General features: G+C 64.8%; 15 protein-coding genes. 12 read left to right on the top strand and 3 right to left on the bottom strand.

All coding sequences use genetic code 11. The features are described from left to right. Positions 1–63 precede the first annotated feature (63 nt). The 6 genes from LJE61_RS04240 to soeC all read left to right on the top strand — a co-directional run bounded on the left by LJE61_RS04240 (position 64) and on the right by soeC (position 7,925). Positions 64–936 (top strand): ATPase, encoded by an 873-nt coding sequence (locus LJE61_RS04240; protein ID WP_296914983.1) that lies wholly within the window; start codon positions 64–66, stop codon positions 934–936. A 23-nt stretch (positions 937–959) separates the two neighbouring features. Continuing rightward, positions 960–2,039, top strand: coding sequence for a homoserine O-succinyltransferase MetA (metA, locus tag LJE61_RS04235; RefSeq protein WP_296914986.1), 1,080 nt, complete (start codon positions 960–962; stop codon positions 2,037–2,039). 440 nt (positions 2,040–2,479) lie between these two features. Then, the gene (locus LJE61_RS04230) at positions 2,480–2,755 is read left to right on the top strand and encodes a hypothetical protein (RefSeq protein ID WP_296914990.1); all 276 of its coding nucleotides are present in this window, start codon (positions 2,480–2,482) and stop codon (positions 2,753–2,755) included. A gap of 337 nt (positions 2,756–3,092) precedes the next feature. Then, positions 3,093–5,996: a sulfite dehydrogenase subunit SoeA gene (gene soeA / locus LJE61_RS04225; RefSeq protein WP_296914993.1), complete on the top strand. Its 2,904-nt coding sequence runs from the start codon at positions 3,093–3,095 to the stop codon at positions 5,994–5,996. Positions 5,997–6,098: 102 nt separating this feature from the next. After that, positions 6,099–6,821, top strand: coding sequence for a sulfite dehydrogenase subunit SoeB (gene soeB, locus LJE61_RS04220; RefSeq protein ID WP_296914996.1), 723 nt, complete (start codon positions 6,099–6,101; stop codon positions 6,819–6,821). A gap of 126 nt (positions 6,822–6,947) precedes the next feature. Continuing rightward, positions 6,948–7,925, top strand: a complete 978-nt coding sequence (soeC, locus tag LJE61_RS04215) for a sulfite dehydrogenase subunit SoeC (protein WP_296914999.1) — start codon at positions 6,948–6,950, stop codon at positions 7,923–7,925. Between the two features lie 247 nt (positions 7,926–8,172). Here soeC and LJE61_RS04210 read toward each other — a convergent pair whose 3' ends face one another. Further along, on the bottom strand, positions 8,173–10,269 hold the full coding sequence (locus tag LJE61_RS04210) for a M1 family metallopeptidase (protein WP_296915002.1): 2,097 nt from the start codon (positions 10,267–10,269) through the stop codon (positions 8,173–8,175). A gap of 129 nt (positions 10,270–10,398) precedes the next feature. Here LJE61_RS04210 and LJE61_RS04205 point away from each other — a divergent pair, with 129 nt between their 5' ends. Further along, on the top strand, positions 10,399–11,574 hold the full coding sequence (locus LJE61_RS04205) for a ChaN family lipoprotein (protein ID WP_367114905.1): 1,176 nt from the start codon (positions 10,399–10,401) through the stop codon (positions 11,572–11,574). A 77-nt stretch (positions 11,575–11,651) separates the two neighbouring features. Here the strand turns inward: LJE61_RS04205 and LJE61_RS04200 are convergent, their stop codons facing one another. Continuing rightward, positions 11,652–12,116 (bottom strand): YcgN family cysteine cluster protein, encoded by a 465-nt coding sequence (locus LJE61_RS04200; protein WP_296915005.1) that lies wholly within the window; start codon positions 12,114–12,116, stop codon positions 11,652–11,654. Between the two features lie 573 nt (positions 12,117–12,689). Here LJE61_RS04200 and LJE61_RS04195 point away from each other — a divergent pair. The 5 genes from LJE61_RS04195 (at position 12,690) to LJE61_RS04175 (ending at position 16,409) form a co-directional block, all read left to right on the top strand. After that, the gene (locus tag LJE61_RS04195; protein ID WP_296915007.1) at positions 12,690–13,184 is read left to right on the top strand and encodes a methylated-DNA--[protein]-cysteine S-methyltransferase; all 495 of its coding nucleotides are present in this window, start codon (positions 12,690–12,692) and stop codon (positions 13,182–13,184) included. 159 nt (positions 13,185–13,343) lie between these two features. After that, positions 13,344–14,240, top strand: coding sequence for a site-specific tyrosine recombinase XerD (gene xerD / locus LJE61_RS04190; RefSeq protein WP_296915009.1), 897 nt, complete (start codon positions 13,344–13,346; stop codon positions 14,238–14,240). Between the two features lie 85 nt (positions 14,241–14,325). After that, positions 14,326–14,808: a YajQ family cyclic di-GMP-binding protein gene (locus LJE61_RS04185; protein WP_296915011.1), complete on the top strand. Its 483-nt coding sequence runs from the start codon at positions 14,326–14,328 to the stop codon at positions 14,806–14,808. A gap of 7 nt (positions 14,809–14,815) precedes the next feature. Then, positions 14,816–15,556, top strand: a complete 741-nt coding sequence (locus LJE61_RS04180) for a DsbC family protein (RefSeq protein ID WP_296917538.1) — start codon at positions 14,816–14,818, stop codon at positions 15,554–15,556. Positions 15,557–15,602: 46 nt separating this feature from the next. Continuing rightward, positions 15,603–16,409: a protein phosphatase 2C domain-containing protein gene (locus LJE61_RS04175; protein WP_296917536.1), complete on the top strand. Its 807-nt coding sequence runs from the start codon at positions 15,603–15,605 to the stop codon at positions 16,407–16,409. A gap of 49 nt (positions 16,410–16,458) precedes the next feature. On the opposite strand, the gene mutS is transcribed toward LJE61_RS04175, so the two are convergent. Then, positions 16,459–19,062 carry a DNA mismatch repair protein MutS gene (gene mutS / locus LJE61_RS04170; protein ID WP_296915020.1) on the bottom strand — a complete coding sequence of 868 codons (2,604 nt, stop codon included), beginning with the start codon at positions 19,060–19,062 and terminating at the stop codon, positions 16,459–16,461. Positions 19,063–19,188: the final 126 nt, after the last annotated feature.

The following is a 19,188-nucleotide window of genomic DNA, read 5'->3' as shown; positions in this document are numbered from 1 at the left end:
TCCGTTTCCTGATCTACCATCAACCGCCCGATCACCTTTGATTGTGCTCAGAGGATCCCGCCGTTGAAGTTCAAGGTCGACGCGTTCCGCGGCTGGAGGCACAAGTGCATCACGCTGCTCGGGATGTCCGGGGTCGGCAAGACCCATCTGTCGGAGATGTTGCGCCGCCACGACTGGTTCCATTATTCGGGCGACTACCGGATCGGGACCCGCTATCTGAATGAGCATATCCTCGATCTGATCAAGGCTCGCGCGATGCGTGATCCGTTCCTGCGGGATCTGTTGCGCCGCGACTGGATCGCCATTCACAACAACATCAAGGTCACCGACCTGGGTCCGGTCCTCAGCTTCGTCGGCAAGCTCGGCAATCCGGAGCTAGGCGGTCTTCCGCTCGGTGAGTTCAGCCGTCGCCAGGCGCTCTATCGCGAGGCGGAGATCGCAGCCATGCTCGATGTCCCTGATTTCGTTCATAAGGCACAAGCGATCTATAATTACGCCCATCTGGTCAATGATGTCGGAGGGAGTCTGTGCGAGCTCGACGAGCCACGCGTCATCGAGTTGCTGGCCAGACACAGCCTGATCCTCTACATCCGGGTGCCCGAGGAGGATGAGATCAAGCTGATCGAACGGGCGCAGGCCGATCCCAAGCCGCTCTACTATCGTCCCGATTTTCTGCGCGCGGCGATCAAAGACTATCTGTCGCTCCAGGGGCTCCACTATGTGGCCGAGGTGGACCCAAACGACTTCACGCGCTGGGTCTTTCCGCGCCTCTTCCATTCCCGCGTGCCTCGTTATGAGGCGATCGCGCGTCCCCACGGCTACACGGTCTCGTCCGAGGATGTCGCGCGGGTCCGCGACGAGCAGGATTTCCTCCAGTTGGTCGAATCGGCGATCGCGCAGACGGGGGCGCCTGCCGCCGCTTCAGAGACGCAGTGATCCAGCCCCGACACGCGGACGTCATGCCACTCGTCGCACACAATGACCTACCCACCTTCGAGCGGTTGCGCGAAGAAGGGCAGAAGATTCTGGAGCCCGATCGTGCGCTGCAGCAGGATATCCGGGAGCTGCACATCGGGCTGTTGAACATGATGCCGGACGCAGCCCTGGCCGCCACCGAGCGGCAGTTCTTCCGACTGATCGGTCAAAGTAACCAGATCGCCCAGTTTTATGTTCATCCGTTCACACTCGAGGAGCTTGCGCGAGGACCCGTGACACGTGCGTATGTGGAACGGTACTACGAGCCTTTCGGCAAGATCCGCGCTGAGGGTCTGGACGCGATGGTGATCACCGGGGCGAATGTCACGGGTCCGGACCTGGCGCGGCAGACCTTTTGGGAGCCCCTGATCGAGGTGGTGGACTGGGCCTATCGGAATGTCAGCTCGACGCTCTGCTCCTGCCTTGCCACGCATGCGGTGCTGCAGTTCCGTTACGGGCAGAAACGCCAGCCGCTCGGGGAGAAGCGCTGGGGTGTCTATGTTCACCGGGTGGTCGATCGCAGCCACCCGCTGGTGAGCACCGTCAACACCCGTTTCGATGTGCCGCATTCGCGTTTCAACGACATCAGCCGGGAGCAGTTCGAGGCGGCGGCATTGCATATCCTGGCAGAGAGCGAAGAGGCGGGTGTCCATCTGGCCGTGAGTCCGGACGGTTTCCGTCAGGTCTTCTTCCAGGGACACCCCGAGTACGACATGATCTCCCTGCTGAAGGAGTACAAGCGCGAGGTCAACCGGTTCGCCGTCGGTGAGCGGGACCAGTACCCACCGGTCCCGGAGCACTATGTTGGGCTGCAGTCGCTCGCCATCCTCGAGGAGCACAAGGAACGGATCCTCGACGCCCTGGATCAGGGGCGCGAGCTCCCGGCCTTTCCGGAGCAGCACCTGATCGGGAAGCTCGACAACACCTGGCACGACAGCGCGGAGGGGGTCGTCGGCAACTGGATGGGGCTGATCTACCAGGTCACACACAACGATCGCAAGCTCCCCTTCATGTCGCACGTCGACCCCGACGATCCGCTTGGACTCAGTTTGCGGCGGCGATGACAAAATAGGCGCTTACCGCGGTACACTGAGGTGTCGCCACCGTTATTCTCCTAACGCATTGAAAGTTAAAGATAGTTGAAAGGGGCTCTGCTTTTCCCTGCTGATCTCTGGCCAGGACAGCAGACTGACCCCGTATGTCTTCCAGCACCTTTGTGGCGCTAAAAATACAACCGTGCCCTCCCTTTCCGAGATTCGCCGATCTTTGAGTCTCGCGCTAGTTTCTTATTTTTGTGATCGGTTTGGCGAAAAAAACATGGTTTGGTGGTTGCCCTTTGTTGCATTTTGATACTAGACTTCAAATATGAGATGCAGTGTGTGACAAAAAGGAAACATCGGTTTGTCGGATCGTTTCCCCTCGCGTCATCCATAATGAGCAGCTCAACCGATCTCCCGCACGGGAGCCGGCACCCAGACAATCGAGCTCACTGAGAAGGCCTGACATGTTCAACCAAACCGAAAAAACGATCTACTACAAATGGGATCCCAAGACCTATACCGGGTTCAAGCTGCGCTATGACGCTGAGAGCGCCGCCATGGGAGGGCATTGCTGCTTCCATGTGGAGGACTGGACGTTCCGAAGCATGACCGGCGAGTGGCCGTGCGAGGATCTGGACGAGGCCCTGGAAGTCCTGAGCCACTTCTTCGCGATCGACGTCGCGCAAGAGCGGCAGCGACTCAGCGACTGGCTTCCGGTCGGTCTGGCTGCCGCAGCCTAGCTCGCGACCCCGCCCGAAATGGGCTGTCGGCCCTCCAGGCGACAGCTCCCGGTCTCGACTTGACAGGCTCGCGTCCTCAAGACATTCGATCTTGAGGATCTGCCCCTCGGTCACCTGTCCCGGCCGAGTCCGCGACCCCTCCGGCGGGTCACGCCCGCCCCACCGCCTTGTTCGCTCCAGTCTCCCGGCGCTGACCTCCGATCACCCGGCAACCGGGATTCCCTTCCTCCTCATGCTCGGCCGCGACTTTTCCAGGCTGGCATCAGGTTTGAAACGGCGAGAGCCGAAATATTAGAATGCGGTGATTGACTCGCCACGCTTCCGCGAAGGTGCCCACATGCAGGATCCCATTGCTCACTCGGACAGCACGATCGGGCAGGTCGAGGTCAAGGAAACCACCTGCTACATGTGCGCATGCCGCTGCGGTATTCGCGTCCACATGCGCGACGGTGAGATTCGTTACATCGACGGCAACCCCAGGCATCCGCTGAACAAGGGTGTCATCTGCGCAAAGGGCAGCTCGGGGATCATGAAACAGTACTCGCCCGGGCGCCTGACCAAGCCGCTGCGCCGAAAGGCGGGTGCCGAGCGTGGTGCCGCCGAGTTCGAGGCGATCTCCTGGGACGAGGCGCTGAAGATGCTCGAAGAGCGCCTCGGCCGTTTGCGGGCCGAGGACCCCAAGAAGCTCGCGCTCTTCACCGGTCGCGATCAGATGCAGGCCCTGACCGGTCTTTTCGCCAGGCAGTTCGGGACGCCGAACTATGCCGCGCATGGCGGATTCTGCTCGGTCAACATGGCCGCGGGTCTCATCTACACCATCGGGGGCTCCTTCTGGGAGTTCGGCGGGCCGGATCTGGAGCGCTCCAAGCTCTTCGTGATGATCGGGACCGCCGAGGATCACCACTCAAACCCGCTTAAGATCGCGATCTCCGAGCTGAAACGACGGGGTGGGCGCTTTGTCTCCATCAACCCGATTCGAACCGGATACTCGGCGATCGCCGACGAGTGGGTGCCGATCAAGCCTGGCACCGACGGGGCCCTGCTCTTGGCGATCTCGCACGAGATCCTCAAGCAAGGGCTGTTCGACCGCGACTTCCTGATCCGCTACACCAATGCCGCCGAGCTGGTGATCGACGATCCGTCGCGACCCGATCACGGGCTGTTCTACCGTGCCGAGATGCATGTCGAGGAGGGTTGTTTCGACCCCGAGAACAAACTTTGGTGGGATCGCAACATCGACGGCCCCATCAGCACCCATACCCCAGGCGCCGATCCCCGTCTGATGGGCAGCTATCGCCTCGACGCGGAGGGCGGCATTCCCGTCAAGCCGGCCTTCCAGCTGCTGAAGGAGCGGCTGGAGGATTGCACCCCCGAGTGGGCCGCCGACACGACCGGGATCCCGGCGGCGACCATCCGCCGGCTGGCGTACGAGATGGGCGTGACCGCACGCGACCAGAAGATCGAGCTGCCGATCCCATGGACGGATTGCTGGGACAATGAGCATCCCTCGGTGATCGGCAACCCGGTCTCCTTCCACGCCATGCGCGGGATGGCCGCCCATTCCAACGGCTTCCAGACCATCCGCGCGCTCGGTGTGCTCATGACCCTCCTGGGCACGATCGACCGCCCCGGGGGCTTTCGGCACAAGGCGCCTTTCCCGCGTCCTATCCCGCCCTGTGCCAAGCCGCCGCATGGCCCCGAGGCCGTTCAGCCAAATACCCCGCTCGATGGCATGCCGCTCGGATGGCCCGCCAAGCCCGAGGATCTCTTCGTGGATCCCGAAGGCGAGGCGGTTCGCATCGACAAGGCCTTCTCTTGGGAATACCCCCTCGCGGTACATGGGCTGATGCATAACGTCATCACCAACGCCTGGCGCGGTGATCCCTACCCCATCGACACCTTATTCCTGTTCATGGCCAACATGGCCTGGAACTCCTCGATGAACACCAGCGAGGTGCGCAAGATGCTGGTGGACAAGGATGCCCAGGGGCACTACAAGATTCCGTTCCTCGTCGTCTGCGACACCTTCGCATCCGAGACCGTGGCGTTCGCGGACCTGGTGCTGCCGGATACCAGCTATCTGGAGCGTCACGACGCCCTCTCGATGCTCGACCGCCCGATCTCCGAGTACGACGGCCCGGTGGATGCCGTGCGGATTCCGGTGCTGCCGCCCAAGGCCGATTGCAGACCCTTCCAGGATGTGCTGATCGAGCTGGCTTCGCGTCTGCGGCTCCCCGCCTTCGTCGACGGCGCGGGCCGCCGCAAATTCCGCGATTACGCCGACTTCATCGTCAACTACGAGACCTCGCCCGGCTCCGGAATCGGCTTCCTGGCCGGCTGGCGGGGCAAGGACGGCGACAAGGTGCTCAAGGGCGAGCCGAATCCGAAGCAGTGGGAGATGTATGCGAAGAACGGGTGCGTCTTCCACCATGAGCTGCCCCCGAGCTACCAGTACATGCGCAACTGGAACAAGGGTTATCTGCACTGGGCGCGCGCACACGGCATGATCCGGTATGCCGAGCCCATTACCATTCATCTCTATTCCGAGGTGCTGCAGAAGTTCCGGCTGGCCGCGCAGGGCAAATGGCCCGGGCGCCGGCCGCCCGAGCGACTGCGCCAGCGTGTGGACACCTATTTCGATCCCTTGCCGTTCTATTACCGCACGCTGGAAGACCAGTTGGTCGACACGACTCGCTACCCCTTGAACGCACTCACGCAGCGTCCGATGGCCATGTATCACAGTTGGGACGGCCAAAATGCCTGGCTGCGCCAGATCCACAGCCACAACTATCTGTTCGTCAATCCGCTGATCGGAAGGAAGCACGGATTCGCTGACGGCGATTGGATCTGGGTCGAGTCGGCCGTCGGCAAGGTGCGCTGCATGTGCCGGTTCTCCGAGGCGGTCGAGCCCGGAACGGTGTGGACCTGGAACGCGATCGGCAAGGCAAACGGCGCCTGGGGCCTCGGCTCCAAGGCCGACGAATCCCGGAAGGGCTTCCTGTTGAATCATCTCATCTCCGAGGAGCTGCCGCCCTGCGAAGCCGGTCCGCATCTGTCCAATTCCGATCCGGTAACGGGTCAGGCCGCCTGGTTCGATGTCCGGGTGCGCGTCTACAAGGCAGGTCCGGACGAGCCGCGGCTGACCTCGCCGCAATTCGATCCGATGCCGCTGCTGCCGGGGCAGGAGCCGAGGCGGGGCAAGTGGCAGGCCTACGTTGCCGGGGTGTTCGGGAAGAAGTGACCGTCTGCCGCCTGCACCGAACGCCGGCGTCCGGCCCTATCGGCCGGTCCGGCAAGTCGAAGGCCGCTCCAGGCGGATGGCCGACAACGGAGAGCTTAAGACATGACTCAACTCGCCCTGGTCATCGACCTGAACGTCTGCGTCGGTTGCCACGCATGCGTGACCTCGTGCAAGGAGTGGAACACCTCCGGCTGGGCCGGCCCCATGGTCGATGAGAACCCCTACGACGCCAGTCCAACGGGTACCTTCTTCAATCGGGTCCAGACCTTCGAGGTTGGCACGTTCCCCAACACCGAGACGGTGCACTTCCCCAAGAGCTGTCTGCATTGCGAGGAGCCTCCCTGCGTGCCGGTCTGCCCGACCGGGGCCTCGCACAAACGTCCCGACAACGGCATCGTGCTGGTCGATTACGACAAGTGTATCGGCTGCAAATACTGCGCCTGGGCCTGCCCGTACGGGGCGCGCGAGTTGGACGAGCAGCAGAAGGTGATGAAGAAGTGCACGCTCTGTATCGATCGCATCACCGATGCAACCCTCTCTGATCGCGATCGCCAACCGGCGTGCGTCCTGGCCTGTCCGACCAGTGCCAGGCTCTACGGCGATGTCCATGATCCAGATTCAGAGGTCTCGGTGGCGATCCGCGAGCGCGGCGGCTACCAACTCATGCCGGAATGGGGCACCAAGCCGGCCAATCACTATCTGCCCCGTCAAAAGATCCGGATGCATATCAGTGCAGACGAGCTCACGCGGGTCGACAACCCATTGCGCAAAGAGGATCTCACCACCTACACGGGTGAGGAGACCCTGGACGACCTGGCTTGGTAGTGCCGCGGTGCCCATCGCCGGCTGCGCCCGCGGGCTGCGTCTCCGGGTGCCGCCGACCTTCGAGGCCGGGCCGATTGCGCCGGCATGCTCACGCGATCATCGTTAGAGGATAGAGGGATACGCCGCATGCACCCTGCTTTCTCCGTCATCTTTCTGACCACGCTGCTCGGTGCCGGTCAGGGCCTGTTTCTGGCCATCTACACGGGCCAGCTCTATGCCCTCGCCCGTTTCCTCCCGAGGCAAGACGACCAGTTCTACGCAGTCGGAAGTCTGGTCGCCCTGGTGCTGCTGGTGGTCGGTCTGGGTGCCTCGTTCTTTCATCTCGGACGACCTGAGCGGGCCTGGCGGGCCGCCGCCATGTGGCGCACGTCCTGGTTGTCGCGTGAGGTCATTATCCTCCCGATCCTGATGGCCCTCGTGCTCGCCTACGGCATCGCGCATTGGATGGAATGGACACAGCCCTGGTTTCCCATCGGCGAGGCACTCGATGTCGACGCAACCCTGATCCTCGGCCTGCTTGGGACCATCGCCGCCTTCGCCCTTTTCGTTTCCACCGCCATGATCTACGCCAGCGTCAAGTTCCTCGAGGAATGGCACTCGCCCTTCACCGTCGCCAATTTCACGCTTCTGGGCCTGGCGTCCGGCTTCATGCTAGCCGCTGCCTACTCGGCCTACATCGGCAATCCGCTGGTCCCCTTCTTCGGCACCTGGGCGGTGTTCTGGACCCTGGCCGCATTGATCTCGCGTGCGGCCCATCTCATGCGCAATGCCCGGCTCCAGCACAAGAGCTCGGCCCAGACCGCCATCGGGATTCGCCATACCGCTGTGGTCCAGCAGGCCCAGGGTGCAACCGGGGGGAGCTTCAACACCCGAGAGTTCTTCCACGGGCGCAATGAGGCGACGGTCCGCTTCGCGCGCAACCTGTTCCTGACCCTGGTGTTCCCGGTCCCGATCATGCTGATCGTCGCCGCCTACCTCATCGCCTCGCCGACGCTGCCGATCCTCGCCTTCGCGATCCAGTACCTGGGTCTGCTCGCCGAACGCTGGTACTTTTTCGCCGAGGCCAAGCATCCCCAGAATCTGTATTATCAGCGTGTCGCCTGATCGAGACCCCGACCGCCCAAGCTGGCGAGGTCGGCAGTCCCGCTGCGATTAGGGTGATCGGTTGACGCATCCTTTGGTCCCTCCGAAGCCGAACCGGCCGCTCCCAGTCATGATGGTCAAGGCGATGCCCATCCCGAGCATGGCGTCGACTGCGGGAGCCCGCCGCAGCTGAGTCACCTCGGGCCAAATGCGTGCCGCGGGTCGCGGCCTCGGGCCAACGACCGGAGGATCGGGCACCGGCTTCCGATCAAGGAACGAGCGCCGCCGGGAGATCGGGCGGGGGGAGCTCCCGTTTGGGGGCGAGCCACCGGACCAGCTCGGAATCGCCGGACGGCCATTGGCCTTTCGCCTGGTTCTCCGGCTCGTTTCCGGTGAAGACCAGGTAGCTGTATTTGCCATAGTGCGGGAGCTTGCGGGCGAGTCCGGGCAGTGCGGCCGGGTCTGCGGCAGCGAGCCAGCCGATCGGCTGCCCGTTACGCCAGGCGGTGAGGACGGGGCTGGCGCTCGTGCCGTCGCCCCGGTCTTCGCCGGCGAGTCGCACCTGGCGCGTCTCGGGGTCCAGGTCGAAGCCCTGCCCCGGCTCGCTGAGCTGGTCGATCCAGCGGTTCTCCCAGCCCAGTAGCCAGACTGCGCGGTCTCTCGGTAACTCCCGGATCCTGTCGTCCCGACGCATCGCCCAGCCCGGGTGGCCGCTCAGCCAGGCCTCGGCGAGGAGCGCATAGCCGCGCTTGTATGCGGTCGGCGCGGCCGCCGGGAGGACGATGAGTCCGCGCTCAGAGCCGAACAGGTTGCTGAGCGCGACCGGTGTCTCACCAGGGAGGAGCTCGCGGAAGGCATCGAACCAGGGATCGACCGCCACCCGAACAGGCGACGAAGGCAGACTCAACCCGAAGTCGCCGCTTGCGTTGGTGAGCTCCACGGCGAGGCTGACGGGGTCGCCTGCCTCCTGGTGGACGAGCACCGGAACCCGGATCGGGAAAGGCGCATCCCCCTGCGTCTGCTCGATGCGACCCGTGACCTCGAAGAGGCCGTCTCGCGGGGTGACGGCCACCTCTGTCAGCCGCAGACGCGGCGCCCCGGTGCGGCGGGTCCAGGTCTCGAAGAAGCCCCCGAGCGCCTGATCGCTTTCGGCTTCGAAAGCCCTGCGCAGATCCTCAAAGCCGGCGACGCGGAACCGGTTGTCGGTGTAGAAGCGCCGCAGCCCTGCCTTGAAGACCTCGTCCCCGAGTCGGCGACGCAGCATGTGGAAGAGCATCGCACTCTTCCCGTAGCCGATTGCCTGTGATGCCGCACCATGGCGGCCACGGAACTCGACGAGCGGAAAATCGCTGCCGTCCCTGACGTAATCGGCGTAGTTCTTGAGCATCTCGCGCCGATACACCCAGCCCTCGCCGTTCCGCTCGCGCATCAGGTGGTCGGCCAGGTAGCTGGTCAGGCCCTCGCTCCAATTCCCTGATGCGTAATCGACGTAGACGCTGTTGCCCCACCAGTTGTGTAAGATCTCGTGGGGATAGGAGGTATGGATGATGAAGGGGAGGCGGATGACACGGGGGCCGAGCAGGGTGAAGGAGGGCATGCCGTAGCCGGTTTCCCAGAAGTTCTCGACCAGGGCGAACTTGGCGAAGGGATATGCCCCGATGAGCTCGGAATAGAGTCTGACGTAGGCCTCCGTTGCCTCGAGGTAGCGGTGCGCCAGGGCCTCGTCGGGGCCACGCAGATAGACCTGGGCCTCGAGGCCGGCTGACTGCGCCTGGTAACGCGCGAAGGGTGCCGCGATCAAATAGATGTCGTCCTGCGGCTGGGATTCGGACCAGATCGACCGCCCGCGCGCCGGGTCACCCGGCCCGGCACCCTGCGAGACCGCGGTCCAGCCGGGTGGCAGCTCGACCTCGAGCCGAAAGGATTGAAGCGTCTCCGGGATGCGCGGGTACCAGCCGCTGCCGCCGTCAAGAAAGACGCCCTCCGGGCTGATCGAGCCCCGTGACCACTCGCGTGTGCGGCCGAGCCCCTCGGCGATCTGCTCGCGCTCATGCCGGATGCGTCCGCCATAGGTCAGGCGCAGCGGGCCGGACTTGAGGACGCGCAGGCGATAGCGCGTCAGGTTCTCGAGGCGGCCCGCCGGGGTGATCTCGGCATCGCCTGCCTCAACCTTCGGATCGAGGCCCGAGTGGAGCAGAAGCGACCACTCGGTCCGGTCCTCGGGGAGGGTGAGGGTGTCTCGGACGTTGAGAATGCCGCCGTCGGGGTCGATCCGAACCTCCATTTGGTGCTCGACGAGCGGCGTGTCCGCCAAAATCTGGGCCGAGCCGAGGAGCAGCAGGCTTGAAACGATCAAGTTTCGCATCAGTGTCAGGTCCGGTTGGTCGACGGGTTAGGAGCGCGAGCGCGTGTCTGTGGCAGTGTCGGTATGTCCATGCGCCTTGTCCATCAACATGCGGGCCGAGTCGGCTCATGACCACGGGGGAACCTTTTCGTGTCGCATTCCCACCTTCTCGCGTTCGCCGCCGCCGGCTTCTTCGTGTCCGGCGCTTGCGCCGGGCCGGGCACCCCGTCGCAAGCGACATCCATCGCCGGAATGGTTCCGCAGGAGGAGCCTGACCCGAAGACCCGGGTCGTCGATCTGTCCACCCTCCAGGACATGCAAGGGCTCCTCGACCGAATCGCGGACCGTCGGGTGGTCTTCATCGGCGAGAGCCATGACCGCTACGAGGACCATCTGAATCAACTGGCGGTGATCCAGGGTCTGCATCGGCGCGGCAAGTCGCTGGCCATCGCTGCGGAGTTCTTCCAGCAGCCCTTTCAGGAAGCGGTGGATGACTACATCGCGGGCGCGATCAGCGAGAGCGAGTTTCTTCGGCGCACCCAGTACTTCGACCGCTGGCGCTTCGACTATCGACTCTACCGCCCGATCCTGCGCTTCGCGCGCGCGGAGGCCATCCCCGTCATCGCCCTGAATCTCGAGGCCGAGCTGACCCGGCGGGTCGGTGAGGTGGGCATTGCGGGACTGACCGACGAGGAGCGGGCGAGGATTCCCACCGAGATCGACCGCAGCGACCCGAAGTATCGGGAACGCATCGAGAAGGTCTTCGCGATGCACCCGAGCGACGGTGGGCAGGACATCGAGCACTTCATCGAGGTGCAGCTCCTCTGGGACGAGGGGATGGCGGCCCGTGCGGCCGACTACCTCGAGGCGCACCCGGATCGCACGCTCATCGTGCTCGCCGGCTCGGGTCATGTCGAGTACGGTCAAGGCATCCCCAAGCGGTTGACCCGGCGGATCGACGTCCCGACGGCGACCATCCTTAACGGTACCCAGCGGTCGATGGATCCGGCCGCGGCGGATTTCTTCCTTTATCCCCGGGAGATCGGGCTGCCCGCGTCCGGATTGCTCGGGGTGATGCTGGAATCGAGCAACGGTCAAGGCGGCGCGCGGATCCAGGGCTTTGCTGAATCCAGTGGCGCGAAGGATGCCGGGATCAAGGAAGGCGACCGCATCGTGCGGATCGGTGAGCAGCCCGTGGCGGCCTACGCCGACGTGCGGATCGCCCTCGTCGATCGCCGTCCCGGCGAAACGCTTCCGGTCGAGGTGCTGCGAAAACGCCCGATCGGGGCAGACGAGCGGCTCAGCTTCGACGTCCAGCTGCATTGAGACGGATGCGCCCCGAGCTTCGTCGCGGACCTGGAGCTGGTCCCCGGGCCGTCGCGACAGCCGCCTGAGACGGTCCTTCAGCGGACCCAGTCGATCAGATGCTGCAGCGGGTCGGTGTCGGGTCCCGGGCTGATCGCGCGCCCGCGCAGGGTTTGGCCGGCGCGTGCCACCGAGTCCGGATCGCCGCTGATAAGCGGATGCCAGGCGGGAAGCGGTCTGTTCTCGGCGAGCAGGCGATAGGCACAGGTCTCAGGCAGCCATTTTGCGCGCTCCAGCTCCGCCGGATCCAAGGTCACACATTCAGGCATCCGGCGGGCGCGGTTGGCGTAGTCGCGACACTGGCAGGTCTCCAGATCGAGCAGCGCGCAGGCGACGCGCGAATAGATGATGTCCCCGCTGTCTTCATCCTCGAATTTCTCAAGACAGCATTTGCCGCATCCGTCGCAGAGCGATTCCCATTGGCCGCGGGTCATACGTGAGAGCGGGGTGCTCTCCCAGAACCGGTCGCCGGACCGACTCCGATCTCGATCACTGTCGCTCATGTCAGGGCCCCTGCCGGTCCGACCGAGCATGACCCATCCCTGTCCAAGCGCGGACCGCTCGGCGGTGGCCAGAAAAAACAGCGATTGGTCCTTGACATCCGTATAGGAGCTCCGGCCTCGACACTGGGTAGGTTGTGCACATGGACATGGTTTGTTCAACGAAAAGTCATGGGTATCGGGGCGATCTCGATCGATTGGGGCGATGAATATCGTAAGCCACTGTTCTAAAAATTAATGCCATTCTCGGTACGGATCATTCAAGGACACGCAACGAGCGGTGCCAGGGCCGCTCGGATTGCGGATCGCGTCATCCGTCCACAGACTTATCCACAGAATCGCCGAATGCGCAACGCTGCGCCGCCGGATTCCTTGACCTCTCGGCGCAGCGGATCGCGCCCTGCGATCCGACAAAAACCGCGCTCGAGCGGTTCAGAGGTTCGTCTTCGCCAGGTCCGGCGCAGGATGGCGTGCCGGTTTCTGGTCAGGATGGCGAGCAGGCCACCACCGCATTAAGATAGCAGCTTCAGATTCGGCGTTATGCGAGCCAAGGCGTCCAAGTCAGGTGATGAGACGATGCCGCAGACTCTGATCGATACCCCCTTCGGGCCGATCGGCATCCGCTGGCTCGGCGAGACCTTGACCGGCGTCGACCTTGACCCGCCGGTCGAGCGCGCCGAGGGCGGGTATGCGACTGTGCCGCCCTCCATCCAGCGTCAGTTCAGCGCCTACTTCGAAGACCGCTCCGGCTTTGACCTGGCGGTGGCCTTGGCCGGTACCGCATTCCAAGAGCGGGTCTGGGATGAGCTGCGTCGGATCCCGCCGGGCAAGACGCGCACCTATGGCGAGATCGCAGGACTGCTCAGGAGCAGTCCGCGCGCAGTCGGGCAGGCCTGCCGTGCCAATCCCTGTCCGATTGTGGTTCCCTGCCACCGCGTGGTCGCGAGCCGGGGTCTGGGCGGGTTCTCCGGCGATTCGAGCGGGCGCAAGCTGGCGGTGAAGCGTTGGCTGTTACGTCACGAAGGGGTCGCCGACCTCTCAACCGCGTCCCGAGCAACAACCAAGTTTTGAGCGGAGACTATGCACTTGGCGGAACCGAGAGCTTCGTTGTTGACGCGGCTCGCTTTGTGAACACTCAGGCACTGCAGCCGGGTCTGCCACCGTGCCCTTGGGTTCGTTGCAAGGTTGAGGTCGGGCGGGAGCCGTGCATAGCGTGCCGGATGCGGTTCAGTGCCTGACGACTCCGCGATCATCGAAGGTTTTGCCGACGCCCTCTGGCTCGAGCGCGGCCTGAGTCCGAACACGCTCTCGGCCTACCAGTCTGATCTCAGGGCCTTCGCCGACTGGGTCGCAAGGGAGCGCGGGCGCTCCCTGAGCATGGCGCAGCGGGTCGATCTGCTCGACTATCTCGTCGTGCTCTCGCAGCGCGGGCGCAAGCCAAGGTCCAGCGCACGTCTCTTGTCCTGTCTCCGCCAGTTCTATCAGTATCTCCTGCGACGCGGGGTGATTCGAGACGATCCGAGTGCGCGGCTGGACGCACCCAGGCTCGGTCGCCCTCTGCCCAAGAGTCTGAGCGAGTCGGAGGTCGAGGCGCTGCTCAGCGCACCCGACACGGCCGAGCCGCGGGGGCACCGCGATCGGACCATGTTGGAGGTGCTGTACGCGAGCGGCCTGCGGGTCACCGAGCTGGTGACGCTCACATCCGGCCAGGTCGGCCTCAACCAGGGTGTCGTCCGCATTGTCGGAAAGGGGGGGAAGGAACGATTGGTCCCGCTGGGCGAGGAGGCCGTGTCCTGGCTGCGCGACTACCTCCGGGGCCCGCGCCGCGAGCTCCTGGGCGGGCGGGTCACCGATTATCTCTTCCCCACCAGCCGCAGCGAGTGCATGACGCGTCAGGCATTCTGGCTCCTGATCAAGCGGTACGCGCTGGAGGCGGGCGTCTTCAAGCCCTTGTCCCCTCACACCCTCCGCCATGCCTTCGCGACGCATCTGCTGAACCACGGCGCGGACCTCCGGGTGGTTCAGATGCTCTTGGGACATAGCGACCTTTCAACCACACAGATCTACACCCATGTTGCGCGGGAGCGGCTGAAACAGCTCCATGCGATCCATCATCCGCGTGGCTGAGGGTCGTCGCGGCGTTTCGCGCCACGTATTTTTCCCGCAGAATAACGGCCCTGTGCTGCAACAGCCCCGGATTGAGAGGATCCCTATGCCGTCGTTTGACATCGTCTCGGAGCTCGACCTGCAGGAGGTCCGCAACGCACTGGATCAGGCCAATCGGGAGATCGGAACCCGTTTCGATTTCAAAGGCATCAAGGCGAGCTTCGAGCTGCTCGACGCAAAAATCCTGATGACGGGGGAGCAGGAGTTTCACCTGCAGCAGATGATGGATATCCTCCGGCAGAAGTTGGTCAAACGCAAAGTCGATCTCGCCTGCCTCGACCCCGGTGATCCGGTGTCAAGCCTCAGCGCCGCGCGTCAGGAGATCGCGCTCAAACAAGGCGTCGACAGCGAGACCGCCAAGCGCATGGTCAAGGCGATCAAGGGCGGCAAGCTCAAGGTCCAGGCCCAGATCCAGGGCGACCAAGTGCGGGTCACAGGCAAGAAACGTGACGACCTGCAGGAAGCCATCGCTCTGCTGCGCGGCGAGGACTGGGGTCTGCCGATTCAGTTCACCAACTTCAGAGATTGAAACCTTCATGACCAAGCCAATGCTCCGCTCCTCTGCGCTCGTCTTCGTCGCCCTGATGTCTGCCGCCAGCGCCCTGTCTGCGTCGCCGGAGAAGGCGATTCGCGATGCCTTGAGCAAGATCGTGCCCGACATCGAGATCGACAGTGTCTCGGCATCTCCCGTGCCAGGGCTCTACGAGGTGATGGTCGGGACCCAGCTCATGTACGTCACCGCCGACGGACGCTACTTCGTCGACGGGCGGATCGTCGATCTCAAGACGCGGGCCGACCTAACCGAGCCGCGGCTCTCCGAGGTGCGCAAACGCCTGGTCGACGGCGTCGGAGAGTCTCAGATGGTGGTCTTCGGTCCGGCGGATGCCAAGCACACGGTCACTGTCTTCACCGACGTCGAATGCGGATACTGTCGCAAGCTCCACAGCCAGATCGACGAGTATGCGAAGGAGGGCATCCGGGTGCGTTACCTCTTCTTCCCGCGCGCCGGCCAGGGAAGCCCGTCCTATACCGAGGCCGTGTCGGTCTGGTGCGCAGGCGATCCGGGGGCGCAGCGAGAGGCGATGACCGCCGTCAAGGCAGGGAAGTCGATCCCGGCGAAGACGTGCAAGAACCCGGTCGACGCTCACATGGATCTCGGGAGCCAGCTCGGCCTGCGCGGGACGCCGGCCATCGTGACCGAGACGGGTGAGTTGATCCCCGGATACGTGGAGCCCAAGCGTCTTGCGGCGCAGCTCAACGGGATGTCCGGTTCCTGACAGCGTCGCCCGACACCAGGTTGACGGTGGGTTAGGCGCCTTCCCCTTGAGACGCGACGCGGCCTCGCCCTTTCGGCTCGAATATGCCTGGCGAACCGATCGCGGGCGCGTGCGGTCCGCGAACGAAGACGCCGTGCTGGTTCATCCGGAGCTTGGACTCCTGATCGTGGCCGACGGTATCGGGGGTGCCCGGGCAGGCGAGGTCGCGAGCGCCCTGGCGGCCGAGGTGATCGGCGAGCGCTTTCGCTGTCGTGCAGTGCCCCTGGCCAATGCCGAGGCGGCGAGGCGTTTTGCGGAGGCGGCGATCGAGGAGGCCAACGCCGTCGTTTGGCGTTTGGGGCAAGCCGATCCCGAGCGGGCCGGGATGGGCACCACGGTCGTTTTGGGCGCCGTCCTCTCCGACCGGCTGGTCTTCGGCTATGTTGGGGATTCGCGCCTCTACCGCTTGCGCGAGGGCCGATTTGAGCAAGTCTCGCGCGATCATTCCTTCATCCAAGAGGTGGTTGACCAGGGCTTGTTCCGATCGCGTGAGGATGCCATCCGCCACGGGATCGGGGAGAATCTCCTGACCCGTGCCCTGGGATCGTCGGCTCGTGTCGACGTCTCCTCCGGCAGTCTCGCTCTCGCGACTGGCGATCTGTTTCTGTTGTGTACCGATGGCCTCACCGGAATGGTCCCGGACGACTGGCTGTGTCAGGTCCTCATGGCCAGCTCCGGCAATGCCCTCGACCCTGCCGCCGAGGCCTTGATTCGCTTGGCCAACGAGCGCGGCGGAGCGGACAATATCACGCTCGCGCTGCTGCGGGTCGGGGCGCGCTCGGATGGAGCAGCGGCCGAGCCGCCGGATGGTTGAGGCACGCGATGCGGGTGGTCGAAGCGCAGCCTGCCGGTCCTTTCGGCACTCAGGGGCGATGGCTCGAGCCGGATGGCTCCTCGACCTCCAGGAGCGCCCTCAGCCGATAGACGGTCTCCAGCGCCTCGCGGGGCGTCAAGGCATCCGGGTCGATCGTCTGGAGCGCCGCGCAGACGGGGTGCGGTGGCCCGGGCTCGGGATCCGGGGCAAACAGGGAGAGTTGCACGGCGCCGAGCTCGGCGTGTCGCCGAGCCGCGGTTTCCAGCTCAAGTAGACGCTCCCTCGCGCGCCGAATGACGGCCTTGGGCACGCCTGCGAGTGCGGCGACCGCCAGCCCATAGCTCTGATTGGCCGGGCCTTCACGCAGGGCATGCATGAACACGATCCGGGCCCCGTGCTCGACCGCGTCCAGATGGACGTTGGCGATCCCCGGGCATTCCTCCGGCAGGGTCGTCAGCTCGAAATAGTGGGTGGCGAAGAGGCTGAAGGCGCCGATGCGCGTGGCCAGCTCCACGGCACAAGACCAGGCCAGTGAGAGTCCGTCGAAGGTACTGGTGCCGCGCCCGACCTCGTCCATCAGCACCAGGCTGTGGTCGCTCGCGTTGTTGAGGATGTTGGCGGTCTCCTCCATCTCCACCATAAAGGTCGACCGCCCCCCCGCCAAGTCGTCCGATGCGCCGATCCGCGAGAAGATGCGGTCGATCGGTCCGATGCTGGCCGATCGCGCTGGGACGAAGCTCCCGCTGTAGGCCAGCAGGACGATCAAGGCGTTCTGGCGCATATAGGTGGATTTGCCGCCCATGTTGGGTCCGGTGATGACCAGCATCCGGCGGTGGCGGTCAAGGCGCAGCGCGTTCGCGATGAAGGGGGTGTCGAGGACCACCTCGACCACCGGGTGGCGTCCGTCTTCGATCTCGATGATCGCCCCGTCGGTCAGACGTGGCCGAGACCAGTCCAGCGCCTGTGCGCGCTCTGCCAGATTGGCCAGTACATCCAGGGTCGCGATCGCCCCGGCGCTGCGCTGGAGTGGCTCGAGCCATTCTGCCAGCTGTCGGAGCAGGTCCGCATACAGCGCCTTCTCCCGCGCCAGTGCGCGCTCGCGGCTGCTCAGCACCTCATCCTCGAAACGCGTGAGCTCAGGCGTGACATAACGCTCCACACCCTTGAGCGTCTGGCGCCGGATGTAGTCTGCCGGAACCTGCTCTGCCTGGCTCCGGGCAAGCTCGATGTAGTAGCCGTGGACCCGGTTGTAGCCGACCTTGAGCCCGCTGAGCCCCGTGCGCTCGCGCTCTCGGGCCTCAAGATCCAACAGGAACCGGTCGGCGTTACTGGAGAGCGCCCGCAGTCGGTCGAGCTCCGGGTCGAACCCCGAGGCAATCACCCCGCCATCGCGGATCAACACGGGCGGTTGCTCGAGAATGGCATGACGGAGCAGAGCCAGGACCTCGGGATGGGTCCCGATCTCGTTCTCGAGGGCTTGGAGCAGCGGGTCGTCGCATCCCTCGAGCGGCCCGCGCAGGCGGGGAAGCACGGCCAGCGCGTCGCGCAGCACGGCGAGATCGCGCGGGCGTGCCGAGCCGAGCGCGACGCGTGAGTGAATGCGCTCAAGGTCCCCGATCTCGCTCAGGACGGTCCGCAGCTCGGTGTGGACGCCGGTCTCGATCAGGGTCGCGATGGCGGCATGGCGCGCCTCGACGTCCGAGCGGGCGCGCAGTGGCCGACCCAGCCAACGCCGCAGCAAACGGCTGCCCATGGCGGTCGCCGTCCGGTCGAGCACGCCGGCCAGGGTCTGCTCCGGGCGCCCCCCCAGGCTCTCCGCGATCTCCAGGTTGCGCCGGGTCGCGGCATCGAGGAGCAGGGCCTCGTCGCGCTGCTCCGTCGTAAGCCCGCGGAGATGCGGCAGCGCGGCGCGCTGGGTGTCGCGGACATACTGCAGCAAGCATCCGGCTGCGCCCACTGCCAGCTCGAGGGCCGCGCAGCCGAAGCCCTTGAGGTCGCGCGTACCGAACTGATCACAGAGCAGCCGCTCGCCCGAGTCCCGGTCGAAGTGCCAGCTCGGGCGCCGGGTGACACCACGATCGATCCGCAGTGACTCGGGGAGCCGGCTGTCCTCGGAGACCAGGATCTCGGCCGGCTTCATACGCTCGAGCTCGCTGGCGAGCCCCTCCCGGGTCGTCACCTCCAGGACCGAGAAGCGCCCGCTGGAGAGCTCCAACACCGCGAGGCCGAAACCGTCGCGACCCTCCGCAACGGCGCCCAGGAGGTTCTCGCGGCGCTCGTCGAGCAGCGCCTCATCGGTCAGGGTGCCCGGCGTGACCACCCGGACCACCTGGCGCTCGACTGGACCTCGGCTCTTCGCCGGGTCACCGATCTGCTCGCAGATGGCCACCGAGACGCCCTGACGGACCAGGCGCGCCAGATACGCCTCCGCCGCATGGTACGGCACCCCCGCCATCGGGATCGGGCGGCCCGCCGACTGCCCGCGTTTGGTCAGGGTGATGTCCAACAGCCGTGCGGCCCGTTCCGCATCCTCGTAGAACAGCTCGTAGAAGTCGCCCATCCGATAAAAGAGCAGTATGTCGGGGTATTCCGCCTTCAGACGGAGGTACTGCTGCATCACGGGCGTGTGCGCGCTCAGGTCTGCTTTGTCCATCAAAGACATCGGCGAGATCACCACCGGTCGGTGCTCGATACTCACTCGAGTCTAACAGAGCCGCCCGAGCGGGGCTCCGATGGGCGACGTTCCGGGCCGGTCGGCCGGGCAGCCCCCCAACCCCTG

The organism is Thiocapsa sp. (genome assembly GCF_022340925.1).
In the GTDB taxonomy this organism is placed as follows: Bacteria; Pseudomonadota; Gammaproteobacteria; order Chromatiales; family Chromatiaceae; genus Thiocapsa.
Note: the sequence above shows the minus strand (reverse complement) of the source record. Positions and strands in the feature narration are given on the sequence as shown.

What these genes read in the sequence shown, in the direction of transcription:
- LJE61_RS04195 (WP_296915007.1), top strand. Translation starts at nt 12,690, where the DNA reads ATGCCGCAGACTCTGATCGATACCCCCTTCGGGCCGATCGGCATCCGC.
- soeA (WP_296914993.1), top strand. Translation starts at nt 3,093, where the DNA reads ATGCAGGATCCCATTGCTCACTCGGACAGCACGATCGGGCAGGTCGAG.
- LJE61_RS04200 (WP_296915005.1), bottom strand. Translation starts at nt 12,116, where the DNA reads ATGAGCGACAGTGATCGAGATCGGAGTCGGTCCGGCGACCGGTTCTGG.
- LJE61_RS04230 (WP_296914990.1), top strand. Translation starts at nt 2,480, where the DNA reads ATGTTCAACCAAACCGAAAAAACGATCTACTACAAATGGGATCCCAAG.
- LJE61_RS04185 (WP_296915011.1), top strand. Translation starts at nt 14,326, where the DNA reads ATGCCGTCGTTTGACATCGTCTCGGAGCTCGACCTGCAGGAGGTCCGC.
- metA (WP_296914986.1), top strand. Translation starts at nt 960, where the DNA reads ATGCCACTCGTCGCACACAATGACCTACCCACCTTCGAGCGGTTGCGC.
- LJE61_RS04180 (WP_296917538.1), top strand. Translation starts at nt 14,816, where the DNA reads ATGACCAAGCCAATGCTCCGCTCCTCTGCGCTCGTCTTCGTCGCCCTG.
- soeC (WP_296914999.1), top strand. Translation starts at nt 6,948, where the DNA reads ATGCACCCTGCTTTCTCCGTCATCTTTCTGACCACGCTGCTCGGTGCC.
- mutS (WP_296915020.1), bottom strand. Translation starts at nt 19,062, where the DNA reads ATGGACAAAGCAGACCTGAGCGCGCACACGCCCGTGATGCAGCAGTAC.
- LJE61_RS04210 (WP_296915002.1), bottom strand. Translation starts at nt 10,269, where the DNA reads ATGCGAAACTTGATCGTTTCAAGCCTGCTGCTCCTCGGCTCGGCCCAG.
- soeB (WP_296914996.1), top strand. Translation starts at nt 6,099, where the DNA reads ATGACTCAACTCGCCCTGGTCATCGACCTGAACGTCTGCGTCGGTTGC.